The sequence below is a fragment of the Thiosulfatihalobacter marinus genome (assembly GCF_016019955.1).
Classification (GTDB): Bacteria; Pseudomonadota; Alphaproteobacteria; order Rhodobacterales; family Rhodobacteraceae; genus Shimia; species Shimia marinus_A.
The window spans coordinates 129,668-146,577 of the sequence record NZ_JAECRZ010000005.1 but is presented as its reverse complement, the minus strand read 5'-3'; the positions used below and the strand labels follow the sequence as shown (position 1 = coordinate 146,577).

Below are 16,910 nucleotides of genomic sequence, written 5' to 3'. Positions count from 1 at the left end.
ACAAGTTCAGTAAGGCTTATACAGCGAACATCAGCAGAAGTGCGACCAGGAACGAGAAGATGCCCAGTGCTTCCGCGAATGCGATACCGATGAACAGGGTGGCGGTCTGCGAAGCAGCTGCCGAGGGGTTGCGCAGGGCGCCGGCCAGGTAGTTGCCTGCCACGTTGCCCACACCGATTGCGGCTGCGCCCGAACCGATTGCTGCGAGACCTGCGCCGATATGTGCGAGTTGACCTTCCATTGGGGTATCTCCTTACGATTGGAAGTTGGAATTCAAAGTGATGAGGTTGCGACCTGCGGTAGGGTGCGTGATGTCACGCACCGCCCTTAGTGCGACGGATGCAATGCGTCCTTCAGATAAACACAGGTCAGGATCGTGAACACGTAGGCCTGGATAAAGGCCACCAGGGTCTCCAGCCCAAGCATCGCGGTGATAGCCACCACCGAAATCGGGCTGACAGCGGCAATCGCGGCAAAGCCCGCGAACACCTTGACCACCGCATGGCCCGCCATCAGGTTGCCCGCAAGACGAATGGAATGGCTGACCGGGCGGACAAAATAGGAAATCAGTTCGATGATCGCCAGGACCGGACGCAGCGCCAGCGGCGCGCTCGTCACCCAGAACAGACCCAGGAACGCGGTGCCGTTCTTGACGAACCCAACGACTGTCACCGTCACGAACACCATCAGCGCCAGAACCACCGTCACCGCGAATTGCGACGTGGTCGTGAACGACATCGGCAACAGGCCAAGGAAGTTGGCCATGACGATGAACATGAACAGCGTCATCACGTAGGGAAAGAACTTGACCGCATCCTTGCCGGCCACGTCCTCGACCATCTTGTAGATAAAGCCATAGGCCAGTTCCGCGACGGACTGACCACGGCTTGGCACGATCGCGCGGCGCCGGGTGCCCAGCACCATCATGGCGACAACGGCAACCACGGCCAGCGCCATCCAGAATGTCACGTTGGTGACGGTGAACAAGCCAACATGATCACCACCAAAAAGGGGCTTCACGACGAACTGATCCATCGGCTTGAAAACCAGACCGCTTTTATCGACTGCCACGTTCAATCCCTCTCATTTTTCCCGGCCGCCTCGGCCGCTTGTGCGTCCTGGATCTCCTTGGCGCTGCGCAGCATCGTCTTGATACCCGCGGCCAGACCCAGCATTGTAAACAGCACCATCAGGATGGGCAGGGTGCCAAACAGCAGGTCCAGCCCGTATCCGATGCCAAAACCGATCCCAAGACCGGCCACCAGTTCAATCACCATGCGCCAGGCCAGATTGGCCGCCGAATAGTGCTCGTCAACGCGGGGCGTCGGGGCCTGGGCCTTGCGGGCCGCCTCGATCCGGTCCTCCAGACGCTTCATGCGATCTTTCTGGTCCGGGTCGGTCACGCGCGATTGCCCCCTGCTGACGTTGGCGCATTGCTACGGTGCGCAAAGCCCCGAGTCAATGCGCAAGACAGAGCCACATACGGCGCGCCAACCTTCTGAAAAAATTCATAAAAAAGCGCCCATCCACCGCAGGGGAGATTCCGTCGCAGGGTGCCCGGGGCCGATTTGCGCTGATTTCCCATATTCAACGATCCGGTTGAATCTTGTTCGCGTGACGCCACGCCAGCCTTGTTGTCACGCTGGCAACGGTTGCGTCGCTGAACGCCATTTGGCACTGTCACGCAATTAACGCGTTCCCAAGCCGTCCGGGACACCGCCCTTGATGCAAACCAGAACCCGCACGGGTTCGGATGCACAGGTTCGGATGTTCGGTAAGGGAAACGAACTTTCGCAAACCGCCCGGCCTTTCCCGGCCAGCTGTTGACCAGACATTCATTGCCGGTTCATGCCGGACGCGACAAGATCACGACAAGGAGCCAATTCATGTCTTCGCTTTTCCATTCTCTCGGAAGAACCGCCAGCGCCGGAATTGCCGCGGCCGCGCTATTTGCGTCGGGCGCCCACGCCGCCGAGGATCTGCCGACGCTGTTCACCAACGTCAACGTATTCGACGGCGTGAACGAAACCATGATCGAGAATGCGAATGTCGTGGTCACAGGCAACCTTATCAGCGCCATCTCGACAGAGCCGCTGGCCGTCGCGGGCGCCACCGTGATCGATGGTGGCGGGCGCACGATGATACCCGGTCTGATCGATGTACACTGGCATGTCTCGTATTGCTGCACCGCCCAAAGCACCGTGGTGACGGGTGACATTCTGGAAGTCGCCATCCGTGGTGCCAAAGGGGCCGAGGCCACCTTGATGCGGGGCTTTACCTCGGTGCGCGACGTGGGCGGCAACCCTTTGCCACGAAAAAAATGATCGACGCCGGCGAACTGATCGGCCCGCGAATCCTGCCCTCGGGTCCACCCATTGGCCAGACCGGTGGCCATTTCGACTATCGTCCCTATCAATCCGTGCCCACCAACCCGGGCGACAGCCAGTGGTACTGGTACGCAACCGGTCTCATGGCAATGGCCGACGGCGTACCAGATGTGATCAAGCGATCCCGCGAGGTCATGCGCATGGGCGCCACCCAGCTCAAGATCTCCGGTGGCGGCGGCGTGTCCTCTGTCTATGACCCGCTGGATGTCAGCCAATACACGTTTGAGGAACTGAAGGCCTTTGTCGAAGTGGCCGAGACTTACAACACCTATGTCGCCTCGCACCTGTTTTCCGATGCCGCCGTGCAGACAGCGATCAAGGCCGGCATCAAGTCTGTCGAACACGGCTTCCTGATGAGTCGCGAAACAATGGAAATGATGAAGGAATTCGATGTCTGGCTGTCGGTACAGCCGCTTTTGGATGACGAAGACGGTTTTTCCTTTGACGATCCAACCAGCCAGCAGAAATGGATCGATGTCACCAATGGAACGGACCAGACCTATACGCTGGCCAAGGAGATCGGCGTGAAAGTCGCTTTTGGCACCGACATCCTGTTCGACCCCAGGCTGGCTGAACGACAGGGAGCCTTCCTCGCCAAGCTGCAACGCTGGTATACGCCATTCGAGATCCTGAAGATGGCCACCTCGACCAACGCCGAATTGCTGGCCCTCTCCGGCCCGCGCCACCCGTATCAACAGGGCCCGCTGGGCGTGATCGCGGAAGGCGCCTATGCCGATCTGATCCTCGTAAACGGCAATCCGCTGGAAAATATCAATCTGCTCGCGGATCCGCATGGCAATTTCGACCTGATCATGAAGGACGGCGTGATCTACAAGACCGCGCTTGACTAAATCCTGATCGCGGCGCGGCCACCATGGTTGCGGCGCGATATTGCGTACGGTACGTTCCCGCACGCCACGGCGCACGCCTTCAGCCATTTCGCGCCCTTGGCCAGTTCCCAAGGTGCATTTCCATCTCTGGAGACCAAAGTGAAAAAGCTTCCGTCACTCTTGGCGACCCTGACCAACCTTGCCGTCGCCTTGTCGGTTTACATGGCGATTGTCCCCACAGCCAACGCCCAGGACGGCTCTAACCTGAACCAGGTTCAGGAGGCCGTGGAAGAGATCAACAACGGGACCAACCCGACCCTGCTCACCACGCAAATGGGGATGCAGTATCAATACAACCAGATCAATTCGACGCTGAATACCGGCCTTTTGGAGCTGTTCTACACCAAGCCCATTGGCGACGGCAGCAAGGCTTTTCGCTTTACGCTGCCCGTGTCCGACAGCCCCTTCAACCGCGCCCCCAATTTCGGCGGCCCCTCCGGTGCCAACAGCGCAACAGGGCTCGGCGGAGACGAAATGCGCCTGGGCGACATCAGCCTGACCTATATCGACGTGTTTCACCTGACGGAAAGGAACGGCGCGGCGTTCACCGCAGAGTTGTTCCTAGACACCGCGGAAACGGCCACGTCCGGGTACGGCCAATACGCAATGGAAACGACGCTGTTTTACGCGTGGTTCCTCGACAACGGGTCGATCTTTGCACCGGCCTGGGTTCAGACATTCGGCCTGGAAGGCGGCAACAGCAGCGGCGTAGATGTCAACACCACCACAGTCGATTTCTACTATGTCCCCAAGCTGGCCAATTCCAAATATTACATGACGTTTGACCCAGCCATCATTCATGACTGGGAAAACAACGACACCTTTGGCAGCCTTCAGGTCACATTTGGCATGCTGACTGGCCGGGCATTTGGTGGCGACGGACAGGTTTTCATCAAACCAGGTGTCCTGTTTGGCGGCGATGCTCCGGCGGACTGGTCGGTTCAGGTCGGCTACAAGGTGCTGAACTTCTGAAGATACCTGTCTTGTGATACCGGGGTTGGGCGCGGCGACTTGACCGCGCCGCCCCTTTTCGCTTAGGCGAAACTGTGACCGATACATCTGCCCTTGATACTGTCTTTGCCGCGCTGGCCGATCCCACACGCCGCGCGATCCTGACCATGCTGCTCGAAGACGACATGGCGGTGACAGATGTGGCAGACCCTTTCGACATCTCGCTCGCCGCGATCTCCAAGCATCTCGCGATCCTCTCCCGCGCCGGGCTGATCTCCCAGGAAAAGCGCGGCCGGGTTAAATGGTGCAAGCTCGAACCGGACGCGCTGCGCGCCGCCAGCGTGTGGATGCAGGGGTTCGGTCAGTTCGAACCGGTCAATCTCGACGCGTTCGAGCGGTTTCTGGAAACGGAACTGCGCGATCCCCCCGAATCCTGAGCCGCCCCGGGGCACGCGGGGTGGGTGGGCGGGCGCGTGCCCCGGGGCGGCGGCACCCGACAGAGCACCGCTAATGCTCGTTGCGCAACAACAGCAACAACGCCACCACCGTCAGCGCCACCCCCGCCAACACCAGGACATTCGGCGCGCCATGGCCAAGCCCAATCTCCCACAACGCCACCCAGCTTGGCACCAGATAGGTATAGGCCATCACTTTGGCACTGGGCAGTTGCAGCGTGGCGAACTGTAACAACACAAAGGTCGCGGCGCTGGCAAAGATCGACAGATAGACCACCGTGATCCACACGATCGTCGGCAATCCGGCCCAATCGGTTGCGCGTATGTCGCCCCAACCGTAGACCGTCAACAGGAACAGCCCCGCCAGCAACATGCCAAAGGTGAACACCACCGGCGCCTCGCCCCGGTTCAGCTTGCGCACCATCGGCGTATAGGCGGCATGGGCGATGCAGCCGAAGAAATAATAGATCTCCCCCTGCCCCACGCGAAACCGCACCAGCGCCGCAAGATCGGCGCGAAAAATCACCCAGACCGCCCCCGCCGCGCCGATGGTCAGTGCCACCGCCATGCGTTTCGTCGTGACCTGTCGCAACAGGATCCAGCCGAACCCGGCCGACATCAGCGGCGTCAGCGTGAACACCGCAGCCGTGCTCACCGGCGCCGCCGTCTTCAACCCCTCGAACATCAGCACGAAATAGGCCGCGAACAACCCGCCCAGCACCAGATAGCGCCACGGCGCCTGAAACGCGCTGCGCGCCATGCGCCGCGACGCCCAGGCCGCACAGCCGATGACAACCGACGCGATCAGAAAACGCACCGCATTCAGCGCGGTCGGTGCGATCTCGTTGGCCGCCAGCGATCCCAGCGAGAACGATCCCGCCACCAGAGCCGAAAAGGTCAGCATCGCCAGATGGCCGCGCGCCACCCCGCTCATGTTCCCGGCCATTCCCGTGCGCGTTCCTTCAGGAACTTCAAAAACGCCTGCACCTTGGCCGTGCGGTGCAGATCCACATGCGTCACCAGCCGGATGCGCGAAGACCACTCCGGGCGCGGCGGCAGCACCATCTGCAACTCGGGAAAGGCACCGGCGGCATTCAGCGCCGTAAACCCAAGCCCGACTCCCCCCCGGATCGCGGCCACCACCGCCCGATCCGACGTAGTGCGAAACACCACGTTTTCGCGCGGAACCCTGTCCTTGAGCCACACGTAGAACGGCGCTCGGCTGTTTTCGTTGTCATGCCCGACAAACCGGTGATGCACCAGATCCTGCTCGGTTTCCGGCGCCCCGTGGCGTTCGACATACTCCTTGCTCGCGAACAGACCCATCTTCAGATCGACCAGCTCCTGCGCCACGTTGTCCTGCATCTCCGGGTGGTTGCCCGCACGGATCGCCACATGCGCCTCGCCATATTCAAGCCGGAACACACGGTCATCGGTCAGAAACCGCACCAACAGATCGGGATGCGCCACCTGAAAATCGGCCAGGATCGGCGTGATCAGATCGGCGAATCCTCCCAGAGACGTGATCACCAGCTCCCCCGATACTTCGGCGCCGCGCCCCTTGATCCGCCCTTCCAGCTGGCCGAACTGATCGTCCGTCGCCTGCGCCACGCGCATCAGATCCTGCCCGGCCTCGGTGGCGGTATAGCCACGTGCGTGGCGCTGAAACAGCTTGACCCCCAGCTGCGCCTCCAGCGCATCGATATGACGGATCACCGTGGCATGGTGCACCCCCAGCACATCCGCCGCGCCGCTGACCGTTCCCAATCGCGCCACCTGATAGGCCGTCCGGACCTCGTCCCAGTTCTCCATGTCTCTCTCTGTGCAAATTCCAACACTATATGCGCAGTTTTTCGCATTGTGTGTGAATTTGCAATGCCCCACATCCATGACGACAACGCCACACAAACAGGATTTTCCGTCATGACCACCCTACTGCATATCGACGCTTCGGCCCGCTTCGCGGATTCAACCTCGCGCAAGGCCTCCGCCGCCATCGTCGCCGAACAGGGCGCCGACACCGTGATCCGCCGCGATCTCGCCGACGGCCTGCCCTTTCTGGACGAAACGTTCACCTCCGCCACCTTCACACCGCCGGAAAACCGCACAGCGGCCCAAAACGCGGCCCTGGCCCTGTCCGACACGCTCGTCGCCGAGCTTCAGGCCGCCGACACGATCGTGATCGGCACCGCGATGTACAATTTCGCGCTGCCCGCCTCCCTCAAGGCATGGATCGATCAGATCGGCCGCGCCGGCGTGACCTTTCACTACACCGAAACCGGTCCCCAGGGCCTCCTGAACGGCAAGAAGGCGATCATCACCATCGCCACCGGCGGCACCCCGCTAGGTTCGGATTTCGATTTCGCCTCGTCCTATCTGCGCTTCATCCTTGGCTTTGTCGGTATCACCGACGTGACCATCCTCGACAAGGACGGCAACGCCGTCACCGCTCTCGCCGCCTGACCCGAAAGGACAGATCAATGCAGAAATACACACTTCTCGCCGCCAGGATCCTGCTGACTCTCGCCTTCGGCGCGGCAAGCCTCTTCAAGCTGACCGGCAACGACATGATGGTCGCCGCCTTCGATACCATCGGCATCGGCCAGTGGTTTCGCTACGCGGCCGCCCTGATCGAACTGGGCAGCGTCGTGCTGCTGTGGGTTCCGGGCCGCCAGTTCATCGGCGCCGGGCTTATGGTCATCACCATGACAGGCGCCGTGCTGGCCCATCTCCTGATCCTCGGTCCCTCCGCGGTGCCCGCCATCGTCCTGGGGCTGCTGGCCGCCTATGTGCTGTATGCCTATCGCGCCCAATCCCCGCTGCGCGCCTGAACAAAAGGGGCACCCGCTCGTCCGGGCGCCCCTTCCTTCTTTTGGCCCCAAATATCCCGGGGGGAACATGGAAAATCTCATGATTTTCCATGTGGGGGGCTGGCCCCCCTCAAATCAACAGCCACTCAGGCGTCACCCCGATCCGTTCGAAAAACGTCATCACATCCGCCCGGCTCATCGCCACCGTACGGTCATTGACAAGCGGATGCATATAAATCCGCTCCGCGTCCCGGGCCGCGCCATCCAGAAAAAACCTTACACCGTTTCCCGCACCGGTGATCATTGCCAAAGGCGTCACCGCGCCGGGCCGCACCCCCAACACCTGCATCAACCGTTCCGGCGAGCCGAAACTCAGCGTGCCCACGCCCAAACGCGCGCCCAGCCCCTTCAGGTCAACCGCGCGGTCCTGTTCCAGCGTGACCAGATAGTTGCGCTTCTTCTTGTCCCGCAGATACAGGTTCTTGATGCGCAGCGCCCTTTCGCCCGGCACGATCGTCGCCGCCTCGACAGCCTTGGCCTCCTGCACCGTGCGCAACGGCACATGCTCGTGCAACTCATACCCCAACCCCCAGTCGCGCAGCCTGCGCAACAAGGCGTCCGAACTGATCGGCAAATTCTCCTGAAACGCACTTGAAGCGTCCATGGTCGCCTCCTTTTCCCATACTCCGGTTTCTGCCTGTCCGTGCACCCGACAACAAGCCCCAACTCTTTGCGCGCACGCCGTCAATCGCCATGCTAAGGTCGCCCGAACCTCTCAGCAAATCACCGAAAGCCCAGCATGACCACACCCCTGCGCCAGCCGCTCACCCTGCCCAACGGCACCACCCTGCCCAACCGGCTGGGCAAAAGCGCCATGACCGAAGCGATGGCCGACAAATCCGACAACCCGACACAGCGCCACATCACGCTCTATCGCCGCTGGGCCGCCGGCGGGCTGGGGCTGCAAGTGACCGGCAATGTCATGGTGGACCGGCGCTATCTCGAACGCCCGGGCAATGTCGTGGTCGAAGACGAACGCGACCTGGCCGGGCTGACCGCCTGGGCCGATGCCGCCCGCTCCGGCAGCGCACGGGCCTGGGTCCAGATCAGCCACCCGGGCCGCCAATGCCCAATGGTGGTCAATGCCCATCCGCTCTCGCCCTCGGCGGAAAAGCTGCGGATGCTCGGCCTGTTCGGCAAACCGCGCGAAATGACACCGGACGATATCCACGACGCCATCCGCCGCTATGGCGAAACCGCCCGCATCCTGCGCAAGGCCGGATTTGACGGCGTACAGATCCACGGCGCCCATGGCTATCTCATCAGCCAGTTCCTGTCGCCGATCACCAACCGGCGCACCGACGAATGGGGCGGCACACTGGAAAACCGCGCCCGCTTCCTGCGCGCCGTAGTGGCCGCCACCCGCACCGCCGTCGGCGCGGATTGCCCGATCGGGGTCAAGCTCAACTCGGCGGATTTCCAGAAAGGCGGCTTCACGCTGGACGAATGCAAACAGGTGGCGCGCTGGCTACAGAAGGACGGCATCGACCTGCTGGAAATCTCCGGCGGCACCTACGAGGAAATGAGCTTTGCAACCGCCACGCCCCAGCGCGACAGCACCCGCACGCGCGAGGCCTTTTTCCTCGACTACGCACGCGAGATCCGGGCCGAGGTCGACATTCCGCTGATGGTCACAGGCGGATTTCGCAGCCGCGCCGCGATGGAACAGGCCCTGACCGAAGACGGTATCGACATGATCGGCCTTGCCCGCCCGATCTGCGTCCACCCCGATGGCGCCGCCGCGCTGATCTCGGGCCAGGCCGAGCGGATCGGCATCAGCGAAGACGGCCTGACCCTTGGCCGCGGATCCTGGGGGATCAACGCGCAAAACTGGCTGATCAACCTGGTCAACACGGTGGCCCGTGTCGAATATTATGTCTGGCAGATGGATCGGATGGCCGCCGGACAGGAACCCGCGCCGCGCGCGTCGCGAAATGCGCTTGTGCTCATGCTGGGCTATCTGGGCAAAAGCACGGTCCGCGCCCTGCGCCGAAAGCCGCGCGCGCGCCGCCGCGCCACTTGACTCCATCCGCACAACCCACTATCCGCCCCGCAACTCCGGGAGTCTGTCAAGCTTCCGGTCCCATGGCCTTGTGGCCGGGATCGCCCCCCGTCAGCGCGTCGCGCCCACGGGGGACATTGGCGTTTGAGCGGTTCGTGCTTAAGTTCGGGCCAGATTGAAACGGTGAGAAGGAGCCGGTGAGCGATGTTTGAAAATCTAAGCGAACGCCTGTCCGGAGTCTTCGACCGCCTCACCAAACAGGGTGCGCTGTCCGAAGACGACGTGAAAACCGCCCTGCGCGAGGTGCGCGTCGCCCTGCTGGAGGCCGACGTATCGCTGCCTGTCGCCCGCGACTTTGTCAAAGCGGTCCAGGAAAAGGCCACCGGACAATCTGTCACCAAATCGGTCACGCCGGGCCAGCAGGTCGTCAAGATCGTGCATGACGAACTCAGGCATGTGCTTGCCGGCAACAACGAGGAACCCGGCGAGCTCAAGATCGACAATCCGCCCGCCCCGATCCTGATGGTGGGTCTGCAAGGCTCGGGTAAAACCACCACCACCGGCAAGCTTGCCAAACGTCTGACCGAAAAGGCCGGCAAGCGCGTGCTGATGGCCAGCCTTGACATCTACCGCCCCGCCGCCATGCAGCAGTTGCAGGTTCTGGGCGCGCAGATCGGCGTTGACACCCTGCCCATCGTGCCGGGTGAAAACGCCGTTCAGATCGCCAAACGCGCCAGGCAACAGGCCACGCTGGGCGGCTATGACGTTTACATGCTGGATACCGCCGGTCGCCTTCAGATCGACGAAACCCTCATGCAAGAGGTCGAAGACGTGCGCGACGCGGTCAATCCGCGCGAAACGCTGCTCGTCGTGGACGGCCTTACCGGTCAGGTCGCCGTCGAAGTGGCCGAGGAATTTGACGGCAAGATCGGCATCTCCGGTGTGGTCCTGACACGGATGGACGGTGACGGGCGCGGCGGCGCGGCGCTTTCCATGCGCGCCGTGACCGGCAAGCCGATCAAGTTTGTCGGCCTGGGCGAAAAGATGGACGCGCTCGAAACCTTCGAGCCGGACCGCATCGCCGGCCGCATCCTGGGCATGGGCGACATCGTCGCCCTTGTGGAAAAGGCGCAGGAAACCATCGAGGCCGAACAGGCCGAGCGCATGATGAAGCGGTTCCAGAAGGGCCGCTTCAACATGAATGACATGAAGATGCAGCTTGAACAGATGCAGAAAATGGGCGGCATGGAAGGCGTGATGGGCATGATGCCCGGCATGGCGAAAATGGCCAGGAACGTGCAGGACGCAGGGTTCGACGACAAGATGATCGTGCGCCAGATCGCCATGATCCAGTCCATGACCAAGCTTGAACGCGCCAATCCCCAGATCCTTCAGGCCAGCCGCAAAAAGCGCATCGCCAAAGGCTCTGGCATGGAGGTGTCCGACCTCAACAAGCTGCTGAAAATGCAGCGCCAGATGTCGGACATGATGAAAAAGATGGGCAAGATGGGCAAAGGCAAGATGCTCAAGGAGGCGCTTGGCGGCATGTTCGGCAAGGGCGGCCCCAGCCCCGAGGAAATGGCCGCGGGCATGGACCCCAAACAGATGGAAGCCGCGGCCAAGGCCCTTGGCGGCAAGGGCGGTCTGCCCGGTGGCCTGCCCGGTCTTGGCGGCGGCATGGGCGGCTTGCCCCCCGGTCTCTCCGGCTTTGGAAAGAAAAAGTAAGACTTCATGTCCACCACCTTCTCCATACCCACGCTGGAAACCGAACGGCTGATCCTGCGCGCACTTTGCGAGGGCGATATCGCCTTCGAAAAGGCGTTTCTGGCCAGCGATGACGCCCGGTTTGTCGGCGGCCCGATGCCGCCGCATCGCGCGTGGCGCTCGATTGCGATGGTCATCGGGCACTGGGCCTTGCGCGGCTTTGGCTTCTGGGCGCTGGAAGAGAAGAAAACCGGGCAATACTTGGGCCGCGTCGGGCTCTGGTATCCTGACGGCTGGCTGGAACGCGAGATCGGCTGGACACTGATGCCCCACGCATGGGGCAAAGGCTTTGCGACAGAGGCCGCCATCGCGTCACGCGCACACGCCTATGATGTGCTTGGCTGGACCACGGCGATTTCCCAGATCGCGCCAGAAAACGAAGGCTCCAAGGCCGTCGCCCGGCGGCTCGGCGCCACGTTCGAAAAACACTACGAAGACCCGGAATTCGGCACGATCGAGATCTGGCGCCACCTCGGCCCGGACGCCTTGGTCAACGGCGGCATGGAGGCATACGCGTAATGGCAACAAGCAACATCCCCATTCTCGAAACCCAACGCCTGGTCCTGCGCGGCCCCGAGGCCGAGGACTATTCCGCCTTCAAGGCGACCTTTGCCTCCTACCGCTCGCGTTTCATGGGCGGGCCGCTGAACCCTTACGAAACCTGGATGCTCTACGCCGCTGAAATCGGCCACTGGAACATTCGCGGCTATGGCATGTGGATGATTCACGACAAGGAAACCGACGAAACCTACGGCATGGCAGGCGGCTGGAAACCCGCGCAATGGCCCGAGGCCGAACTTGCCTGGATCATCTGGCCCGTCGCTGCCGGCAATGGCTACGCGCTCGAAGCCACGCACGCCGCGCGCAAGTATTTCTATAACCGACTGGGCTGGGAAGGTGCGGTTTCCTATCTCGATCCGAAGAACCTCGATTCGATCCGCCTGGCCGAACGCCTTGGCGCGGTCAAGGATCCCGAGGCCGCATCGGTCGACGGCAACGACGTGGTCTACCGCCACCCCAGCCCGCAGAAACTGCGCTCCAGCCAGATCGGCGACGCCATCGAGATGGAGATCAGCCACTATTCCAACCCGATGTTCAAACCGAAAGGTTACGCCCTTGACTGACGCCGTGACCCGCGCCGCCGAGGTGCTCAAGGAACATCGTGAAAGCATCGACCGGCTCGATGCCATCCTCGTCTACACGCTGGGCGAGCGGTTCAAACACACCCAGGCTGTCGGGAAACTGAAAGCCGAACACGACCTTCCCCCGTCCGATCCCAACCGCGAAGCGGCCCAGATCGCGCGGCTTGAAGATCTGGCAAAACGGGCCGATCTGGATCCCGAATTTGCCAAGAAGTTCCTCAACTTCATCATCGCCGAAGTCATTCAGCACCACAAGAAACACCAAGCATAGGGCGTGCGCCCAGCGCGCGCCAAACACACGCCATTCAAAGGAGAACACACCAATGGCCATGAAAATTCGTCTCGCCCGCGGCGGCTCGAAAAAACGTCCCTTCTATCGCGTCGTCGCGGCGGACAGCCGTATGCCGCGCGATGGCCGCTTCATCGAGAAGCTGGGCACCTACAACCCGCTCCTGCCCAAGGACAGCGAAGACCGCATCAAGCTGGACATGGAACGCGTGCAATACTGGCTCGGCCAGGGCGCCCAGCCCACCGATCGTGTCGCCCGCTTCCTCGAAGCCTCCGGGGCCCTGACCAAGTCAGAGCGCAACAACCCCAAAAAGGCAGAGCCCGGCCAGAAAGCCAAGGCCCGCGCCGAAGAGAAAGCGGCCAAGGCCGCCGAAGCCGCCGAAGAAGCCCCGGCCGAAGAATAATCAGGCCCCGTCCCGGAATGACCGAATTTTCGCACGCCTTCCGGGACGATCTGACACGGCTCATGGCATGGCGCCGCGATGTGCGGCGCTTTCGCACCGACCCGGTGAACGAGGCACTTCTGGCGAAGTGCCTCGACGCCTTTGTGCTGGCCCCGTCCGTGGGCCTGTCCGAACCCTGGCGCGTGATCCGCGTCGAGAGCGACACGGCCCGCGCCGCGGCCCTGGACAACTACCAGACGGCCAACGCCCGCGCCCTTGCCGGCTATGACGGCGACCGCGCCACCACCTATGCCGGGCTGAAACTCTCCGGCATGGCCGAGGCCCCGATCCAGCTTGCCGTCTTTTGCGACGATACCACCCCCAAGGGCGCCGGGCTGGGCGCGGCCACCATGCCCGAAACCCGCCGCTATTCGGTGGTGGGCGCGATCACGCATTTCTGGCTCGCCGCGCGCGCCCACGGGCTGGGCGTCGGCTGGGTCTCGATCCTCGACCCCGACCGGCTCACCCGCGATCTCGCCGCCCCGGCAGGCTGGTCGCTCGTGGCCTATCTTTGCGTCGGCTGGCCCGGGGAAACCTCGCCAACCCCCGAACTCGCCAGGATCGGCTGGGAACAGCGCCGCACCACCCTGCCGATCACCACCCGCTAGCCCTTTCATTGTTCCCCAAATACTCAATCGCACCGCCCACCCCTTGCACCCGCGTCGCGGATCAAGGACAAAAGGCACAGGCACAAAGCTGGAGATACCCGATGAGCGAACTGGTCTGCGTCGGCGCCATTGCCGGCTCTTACGGCGTACGGGGCGAAGTGCGCCTCAAAAGCTTCACCGCCCAGGCCGAAGCCATCGCCGCCTACGCGCCGCTGCAAACCGAAGACGGCAACCGCCAGTTCGACCTCAGCATCACCCGCGCCATCAAGAACGGACTGGCCGCGCGCCTGTCGGGCATCGCCACCAAGGAAGAGGCCGACGCGCTCAAGGGCCTGCGCCTGTTCGTCCCGCGTGACCGCCTGCCCGACCCCGACGAAGACGAGTATTACCACGCCGATCTGATCGGGCTGGAGGTGCGCGACACCGGCGGCACCGTTCTGGGGCAGGTGAAATCGGTACAGAACCACGGCGCCACCGACCTGCTGGAAATCCACGGGCCGGGGCTGAAAACCACCGTGCTCCTGCCCTTCACTCATGCCGCCGTGCCCACGGTCGACATTGCCACGGGCCGCATCATTGTCGACCCGCCCGAGGGCCTGTTCTGACCATGTGCCCCGCGCCGCCCGGTCCCGCGCTGATCGCCCGGCCGCGCCATGCCGGACAGCCCCCGCTCCGGCACCATACCCCCAAGGCAGCGCCATGAAACAGGTCCTGATCCATGCCGGGTTTCACAAGACTGGCACCACCAGCGTCCAGAAAACCCTGATCCACAACCGCAAGACGCTGCGCCGCCACTACCAGATCTTCACCCGTCGCAACATGCCTGGCCCCTGCGAAGCCGCCCGCGCCTATTCGATCTCGCGCACACCTGCCGATCTGCTGATCTTCTCCGCCGAAATGGCCGACCTCTTCTCTCGGATCGACGCCGGCGATCCCCGCCCCGCCCTGCTCAGTTCCGAAGACCTCTCGGGCCATATGCCGGGGCGCTACGGGCTGGACACATACGCCGCCGCCCCCTTGCTGATGAAGGCCATCTGCCATACCGCCACACAGGCCTATGACGCACCGATAGAGCTGACCTTCCTGTTCACCACCCGCAACCCCGAACCCTGGTTGCGCTCCTGTTACGCCCAGCATTTGCGCGCCATCCGCCTGACACAGGATTTCGACAGCTATCGCGCCAGCCACGCCGCCTCGGCCGATCTGGCCAATATCGTCGCGCGCACCCGCCTCGCCGTCGCGCCGCACAAACTGCACGCCACGCCGCTTGAATCCCTCGGGGACCGCCCGCTTGGCCCCCTTGCGGCGCTGCTCGACGTGCTGGAAACACCCCGCCGCGTCCGCCGCCGGATCGAACCGCTGCCGCCCGCCAATATTTCGCCCCCGCAGGAATTGCTGGCGGCCTATCTCGAAACCAACCGTTCCACGCTGGATGACGACACCGCCGCGCAGGCCAAGATCCAGGCGCGCCGGATCTGGCTGACCGGAAAGACCGGGGACTGACATGGCGTTTTCCACCCGCCCGCTCGTGATCCATGCCGGATTTCACAAGACGGGCACCTCCAGCCTGCAACAAACTCTCAAGGCCAACCGAACGGCGCTCAAACGCCACTGCAACCTGCTGCTGAAACCCCGCCTCAAGGATATTCTGCACGCCACGCGCGGCTATTCCACGTGGCGCGATCCGCTGACACGCGCCAAGATGGTGCACCGCGCCGATACGTTTCTGGCGGAACAACCCGCCTATCGCCACCGCGGGCTGATCCTCTCGGCCGAGGAACTGGCGGGCCACATGCCGGGCCGCGACGCGATCTGCGACTATTCCGCCGCGCTGATCCTGCTGCCCGAACTCGTCGCCGCCTTTCACCGCCGCTACCGGGCGCCCGATCTGCATGTCGTCTTTACCACGCGTTCGGCGCAATCCTGGCTTACCAGCGCCTATTGGGAACACGTGAAATCCTCGTCCATGACGCTGTCGCAGGACGAATTCACCACCCGCTTCGCCCCCGCCGCCCGGTTCGATGCGCTGCTGGATGACCTGGCCGCGAAAATCGCGCCCATCCCCCTGCACCGCATCCCGCTCGAAGACTGGGCCAACACGCCGCTGGGCCTGGCGGAACCCGTCCTGCGCCTTCAGGGCGTGCCCGATGACACCCTCCAAACACTCGCGCCGATCCCCCCGGTCAACACCCGCCTGCCCGACGCGCTGTTACAGGAATTGCTGGACCTCAACCGCAATATCGGCGACAGGGAAGCCCGCAAACAGGCCAAACAGGCCCTGATCGCCAGATACGAAACGGACGCACCCAGTGAGTGACACGCCCAGATCGCACGGACGCAAATCCATCGCCACCTCGCTCAAACCGCGCGAGCTGATCACCCGGTCGCCCCGGCTTGCCGGGGTCTGGACGGCGCGGATCATCACCCTTTTCCCCGATGCTTTCCCCGGCGTGCTGGGCGAAAGCCTGACCGGCAAGGCGCTCAAGGACGGCAAGTGGCAACTGGAAACCACCAACCTGCGCGATTTTGGCGTGGGCAAACACCGCAATGTCGATGACACCCCCGCCGGGGGCGGCGCCGGCATGGTGCTGCGCCCGGACGTGCTGGGCAACGCGATCGACCACACGATGCAGGGCACGCGCGGCACCTGGCCGCTGGTTTACCTGTCGCCCCGTGGCCGCCGCTTTGATCAACACATGGCCCGCGCCTGGAGCCAGGCCGACGGCGTCACCCTGCTGTGTGGCCGCTTTGAAGGCGTCGATCAGCGCGTGCTGGATCACTACAACATCATCGAAGTGTCGCTTGGCGATTTTGTCCTCACCGGCGGCGAGATCGCCGCCCAGGCCATGATTGACGCCACCGTGCGCCTGCTGCCCTCGGTGCTGGGCAATGCCGAAAGCATCGAGGATGAAAGCCACTCGGGTGGTCTTCTGGAACACCCGCAATACACCCGCCCCGCCGAATGGAAAGGCCGCGCCATCCCCGATGTGCTGATGTCGGGCCATCACGGCAACGTGGAAAAATGGCGCCACGACATGGCCAAGGCACTCACCCGCGACCGCCGCCCCGACATGTGGTCCGCCTATACCGCACGCCGCAAGGACTGACCG

Annotated in this window: 23 protein-coding genes; 17 read left to right on the top strand and 6 right to left on the bottom strand. The window is 63.0% G+C overall.

Features of this window, described 5'->3' with window-relative positions; genetic code table 11:
- Nucleotides 1–16: 16 nt before the first annotated feature.
- From I3253_RS09750 to I3253_RS09740, 3 genes are all read right to left on the bottom strand, one after another.
- Nucleotides 17–241, bottom strand: coding sequence for a F0F1 ATP synthase subunit C (locus I3253_RS09750; protein WP_022572950.1), 225 nt, complete (start codon nt 239–241; stop codon nt 17–19).
- A gap of 86 nt (nt 242–327) precedes the next feature.
- The gene (locus I3253_RS09745; RefSeq protein ID WP_197917601.1) at nt 328–1,035 is read right to left on the bottom strand and encodes a F0F1 ATP synthase subunit A; all 708 of its coding nucleotides are present in this window, start codon (nt 1,033–1,035) and stop codon (nt 328–330) included.
- A 38-nt stretch (nt 1,036–1,073) separates the two neighbouring features.
- The gene (locus I3253_RS09740; RefSeq protein ID WP_197917464.1) at nt 1,074–1,403 is read right to left on the bottom strand and encodes an AtpZ/AtpI family protein; all 330 of its coding nucleotides are present in this window, start codon (nt 1,401–1,403) and stop codon (nt 1,074–1,076) included.
- A gap of 483 nt (nt 1,404–1,886) precedes the next feature.
- Between I3253_RS09740 and I3253_RS20625 the strand changes: the two genes are divergently transcribed.
- The 4 genes from I3253_RS20625 (at nt 1,887) to I3253_RS09725 (ending at nt 4,665) form a co-directional block, all read left to right on the top strand.
- Nucleotides 1,887–2,324 carry an amidohydrolase family protein gene (locus tag I3253_RS20625; protein ID WP_269648536.1) on the top strand — a complete coding sequence of 146 codons (438 nt, stop codon included), beginning with the start codon at nt 1,887–1,889 and terminating at the stop codon, nt 2,322–2,324.
- Nucleotides 2,321–3,238, top strand: coding sequence for a metal-dependent hydrolase family protein (locus I3253_RS09735; RefSeq protein WP_269648534.1), 918 nt, complete (start codon nt 2,321–2,323; stop codon nt 3,236–3,238). The genes I3253_RS20625 and I3253_RS09735 overlap by 4 nt, the downstream gene beginning before the upstream one ends.
- A gap of 138 nt (nt 3,239–3,376) precedes the next feature.
- Nucleotides 3,377–4,249, top strand: coding sequence for a hypothetical protein (locus I3253_RS09730; protein ID WP_197917463.1), 873 nt, complete (start codon nt 3,377–3,379; stop codon nt 4,247–4,249).
- 74 nt (nt 4,250–4,323) lie between these two features.
- Nucleotides 4,324–4,665, top strand: coding sequence for an ArsR/SmtB family transcription factor (locus I3253_RS09725; RefSeq protein ID WP_197917462.1), 342 nt, complete (start codon nt 4,324–4,326; stop codon nt 4,663–4,665).
- Between the two features lie 70 nt (nt 4,666–4,735).
- Here I3253_RS09725 and I3253_RS09720 read toward each other — a convergent pair whose 3' ends face one another.
- Nucleotides 4,736–5,617, bottom strand: a complete 882-nt coding sequence (locus tag I3253_RS09720) for a DMT family transporter (RefSeq protein ID WP_197917600.1) — start codon at nt 5,615–5,617, stop codon at nt 4,736–4,738.
- Complete coding sequence (locus tag I3253_RS09715; RefSeq protein WP_197917461.1) at nt 5,614–6,495, bottom strand: LysR family transcriptional regulator; 882 nt, start codon at nt 6,493–6,495, stop codon at nt 5,614–5,616. Before I3253_RS09715 ends, I3253_RS09720 begins: the two co-directional genes overlap by 4 nt.
- A 111-nt stretch (nt 6,496–6,606) precedes the next feature.
- On the opposite strand from I3253_RS09715, the gene I3253_RS09710 reads away from it, so the two are divergent.
- Nucleotides 6,607–7,146, top strand: coding sequence for an FMN-dependent NADH-azoreductase (locus I3253_RS09710; protein ID WP_197917460.1), 540 nt, complete (start codon nt 6,607–6,609; stop codon nt 7,144–7,146).
- A gap of 17 nt (nt 7,147–7,163) precedes the next feature.
- Nucleotides 7,164–7,514, top strand: a complete 351-nt coding sequence (locus I3253_RS09705; RefSeq protein WP_197917459.1) for a DoxX family protein — start codon at nt 7,164–7,166, stop codon at nt 7,512–7,514.
- Between the two features lie 109 nt (nt 7,515–7,623).
- Here the strand turns inward: I3253_RS09705 and I3253_RS09700 are convergent, their stop codons facing one another.
- Complete coding sequence (locus tag I3253_RS09700; RefSeq protein WP_197917458.1) at nt 7,624–8,157, bottom strand: prolyl-tRNA synthetase associated domain-containing protein; 534 nt, start codon at nt 8,155–8,157, stop codon at nt 7,624–7,626.
- A 135-nt stretch (nt 8,158–8,292) separates the two neighbouring features.
- On the opposite strand from I3253_RS09700, the gene I3253_RS09695 reads away from it, so the two are divergent.
- The 11 genes from I3253_RS09695 (at nt 8,293) to trmD (ending at nt 16,907) form a co-directional block, all read left to right on the top strand.
- The gene (locus I3253_RS09695; protein ID WP_197917457.1) at nt 8,293–9,576 is read left to right on the top strand and encodes an NADH:flavin oxidoreductase/NADH oxidase family protein; all 1,284 of its coding nucleotides are present in this window, start codon (nt 8,293–8,295) and stop codon (nt 9,574–9,576) included.
- Nucleotides 9,577–9,759: 183 nt separating this feature from the next.
- Nucleotides 9,760–11,280 (top strand): signal recognition particle protein, encoded by a 1,521-nt coding sequence (gene ffh, locus I3253_RS09690; RefSeq protein WP_197917456.1) that lies wholly within the window; start codon nt 9,760–9,762, stop codon nt 11,278–11,280.
- 6 nt (nt 11,281–11,286) lie between these two features.
- Nucleotides 11,287–11,838, top strand: a complete 552-nt coding sequence (locus I3253_RS09685; RefSeq protein WP_197917455.1) for a GNAT family N-acetyltransferase — start codon at nt 11,287–11,289, stop codon at nt 11,836–11,838.
- Nucleotides 11,838–12,443 (top strand): GNAT family N-acetyltransferase, encoded by a 606-nt coding sequence (locus I3253_RS09680; protein ID WP_197917454.1) that lies wholly within the window; start codon nt 11,838–11,840, stop codon nt 12,441–12,443. The genes I3253_RS09685 and I3253_RS09680 overlap by 1 nt, the downstream gene beginning before the upstream one ends.
- Nucleotides 12,436–12,732: a chorismate mutase gene (locus I3253_RS09675; protein ID WP_197917453.1), complete on the top strand. Its 297-nt coding sequence runs from the start codon at nt 12,436–12,438 to the stop codon at nt 12,730–12,732. Before I3253_RS09680 ends, I3253_RS09675 begins: the two co-directional genes overlap by 8 nt.
- A 52-nt stretch (nt 12,733–12,784) precedes the next feature.
- Nucleotides 12,785–13,153, top strand: coding sequence for a 30S ribosomal protein S16 (rpsP, locus tag I3253_RS09670; RefSeq protein ID WP_197917452.1), 369 nt, complete (start codon nt 12,785–12,787; stop codon nt 13,151–13,153).
- Nucleotides 13,154–13,170: 17 nt separating this feature from the next.
- Complete coding sequence (gene bluB / locus I3253_RS09665) at nt 13,171–13,800, top strand: 5,6-dimethylbenzimidazole synthase (protein WP_197917451.1); 630 nt, start codon at nt 13,171–13,173, stop codon at nt 13,798–13,800.
- 101 nt (nt 13,801–13,901) lie between these two features.
- Complete coding sequence (gene rimM, locus I3253_RS09660) at nt 13,902–14,405, top strand: ribosome maturation factor RimM (RefSeq protein WP_197917450.1); 504 nt, start codon at nt 13,902–13,904, stop codon at nt 14,403–14,405.
- Nucleotides 14,406–14,499: 94 nt separating this feature from the next.
- Nucleotides 14,500–15,303: a hypothetical protein gene (locus I3253_RS09655; protein ID WP_197917449.1), complete on the top strand. Its 804-nt coding sequence runs from the start codon at nt 14,500–14,502 to the stop codon at nt 15,301–15,303.
- A 1-nt stretch (nt 15,304) separates the two neighbouring features.
- Nucleotides 15,305–16,117: a sulfotransferase gene (locus I3253_RS09650; protein WP_197917448.1), complete on the top strand. Its 813-nt coding sequence runs from the start codon at nt 15,305–15,307 to the stop codon at nt 16,115–16,117.
- Complete coding sequence (trmD, locus tag I3253_RS09645; protein WP_197917447.1) at nt 16,110–16,907, top strand: tRNA (guanosine(37)-N1)-methyltransferase TrmD; 798 nt, start codon at nt 16,110–16,112, stop codon at nt 16,905–16,907. Before I3253_RS09650 ends, trmD begins: the two co-directional genes overlap by 8 nt.
- The last annotated feature ends 3 nt before the right edge of the window (nt 16,908–16,910 follow it).

What these genes read in the sequence shown, in the direction of transcription:
- I3253_RS09715 (WP_197917461.1), bottom strand. Translation starts at nt 6,495, where the DNA reads ATGGAGAACTGGGACGAGGTCCGGACGGCCTATCAGGTGGCGCGATTG.
- I3253_RS09720 (WP_197917600.1), bottom strand. Translation starts at nt 5,617, where the DNA reads ATGAGCGGGGTGGCGCGCGGCCATCTGGCGATGCTGACCTTTTCGGCT.
- I3253_RS09695 (WP_197917457.1), top strand. Translation starts at nt 8,293, where the DNA reads ATGACCACACCCCTGCGCCAGCCGCTCACCCTGCCCAACGGCACCACC.
- I3253_RS09680 (WP_197917454.1), top strand. Translation starts at nt 11,838, where the DNA reads ATGGCAACAAGCAACATCCCCATTCTCGAAACCCAACGCCTGGTCCTG.
- bluB (WP_197917451.1), top strand. Translation starts at nt 13,171, where the DNA reads ATGACCGAATTTTCGCACGCCTTCCGGGACGATCTGACACGGCTCATG.
- ffh (WP_197917456.1), top strand. Translation starts at nt 9,760, where the DNA reads ATGTTTGAAAATCTAAGCGAACGCCTGTCCGGAGTCTTCGACCGCCTC.
- I3253_RS09700 (WP_197917458.1), bottom strand. Translation starts at nt 8,157, where the DNA reads ATGGACGCTTCAAGTGCGTTTCAGGAGAATTTGCCGATCAGTTCGGAC.
- I3253_RS09655 (WP_197917449.1), top strand. Translation starts at nt 14,500, where the DNA reads ATGAAACAGGTCCTGATCCATGCCGGGTTTCACAAGACTGGCACCACC.
- I3253_RS09650 (WP_197917448.1), top strand. Translation starts at nt 15,305, where the DNA reads ATGGCGTTTTCCACCCGCCCGCTCGTGATCCATGCCGGATTTCACAAG.
- I3253_RS09745 (WP_197917601.1), bottom strand. Translation starts at nt 1,035, where the DNA reads ATGGATCAGTTCGTCGTGAAGCCCCTTTTTGGTGGTGATCATGTTGGC.
- rimM (WP_197917450.1), top strand. Translation starts at nt 13,902, where the DNA reads ATGAGCGAACTGGTCTGCGTCGGCGCCATTGCCGGCTCTTACGGCGTA.
- I3253_RS09705 (WP_197917459.1), top strand. Translation starts at nt 7,164, where the DNA reads ATGCAGAAATACACACTTCTCGCCGCCAGGATCCTGCTGACTCTCGCC.
- I3253_RS09710 (WP_197917460.1), top strand. Translation starts at nt 6,607, where the DNA reads ATGACCACCCTACTGCATATCGACGCTTCGGCCCGCTTCGCGGATTCA.
- rpsP (WP_197917452.1), top strand. Translation starts at nt 12,785, where the DNA reads ATGGCCATGAAAATTCGTCTCGCCCGCGGCGGCTCGAAAAAACGTCCC.
- I3253_RS09735 (WP_269648534.1), top strand. Translation starts at nt 2,321, where the DNA reads ATGATCGACGCCGGCGAACTGATCGGCCCGCGAATCCTGCCCTCGGGT.
- I3253_RS20625 (WP_269648536.1), top strand. Translation starts at nt 1,887, where the DNA reads ATGTCTTCGCTTTTCCATTCTCTCGGAAGAACCGCCAGCGCCGGAATT.
- I3253_RS09685 (WP_197917455.1), top strand. Translation starts at nt 11,287, where the DNA reads ATGTCCACCACCTTCTCCATACCCACGCTGGAAACCGAACGGCTGATC.
- I3253_RS09750 (WP_022572950.1), bottom strand. Translation starts at nt 241, where the DNA reads ATGGAAGGTCAACTCGCACATATCGGCGCAGGTCTCGCAGCAATCGGT.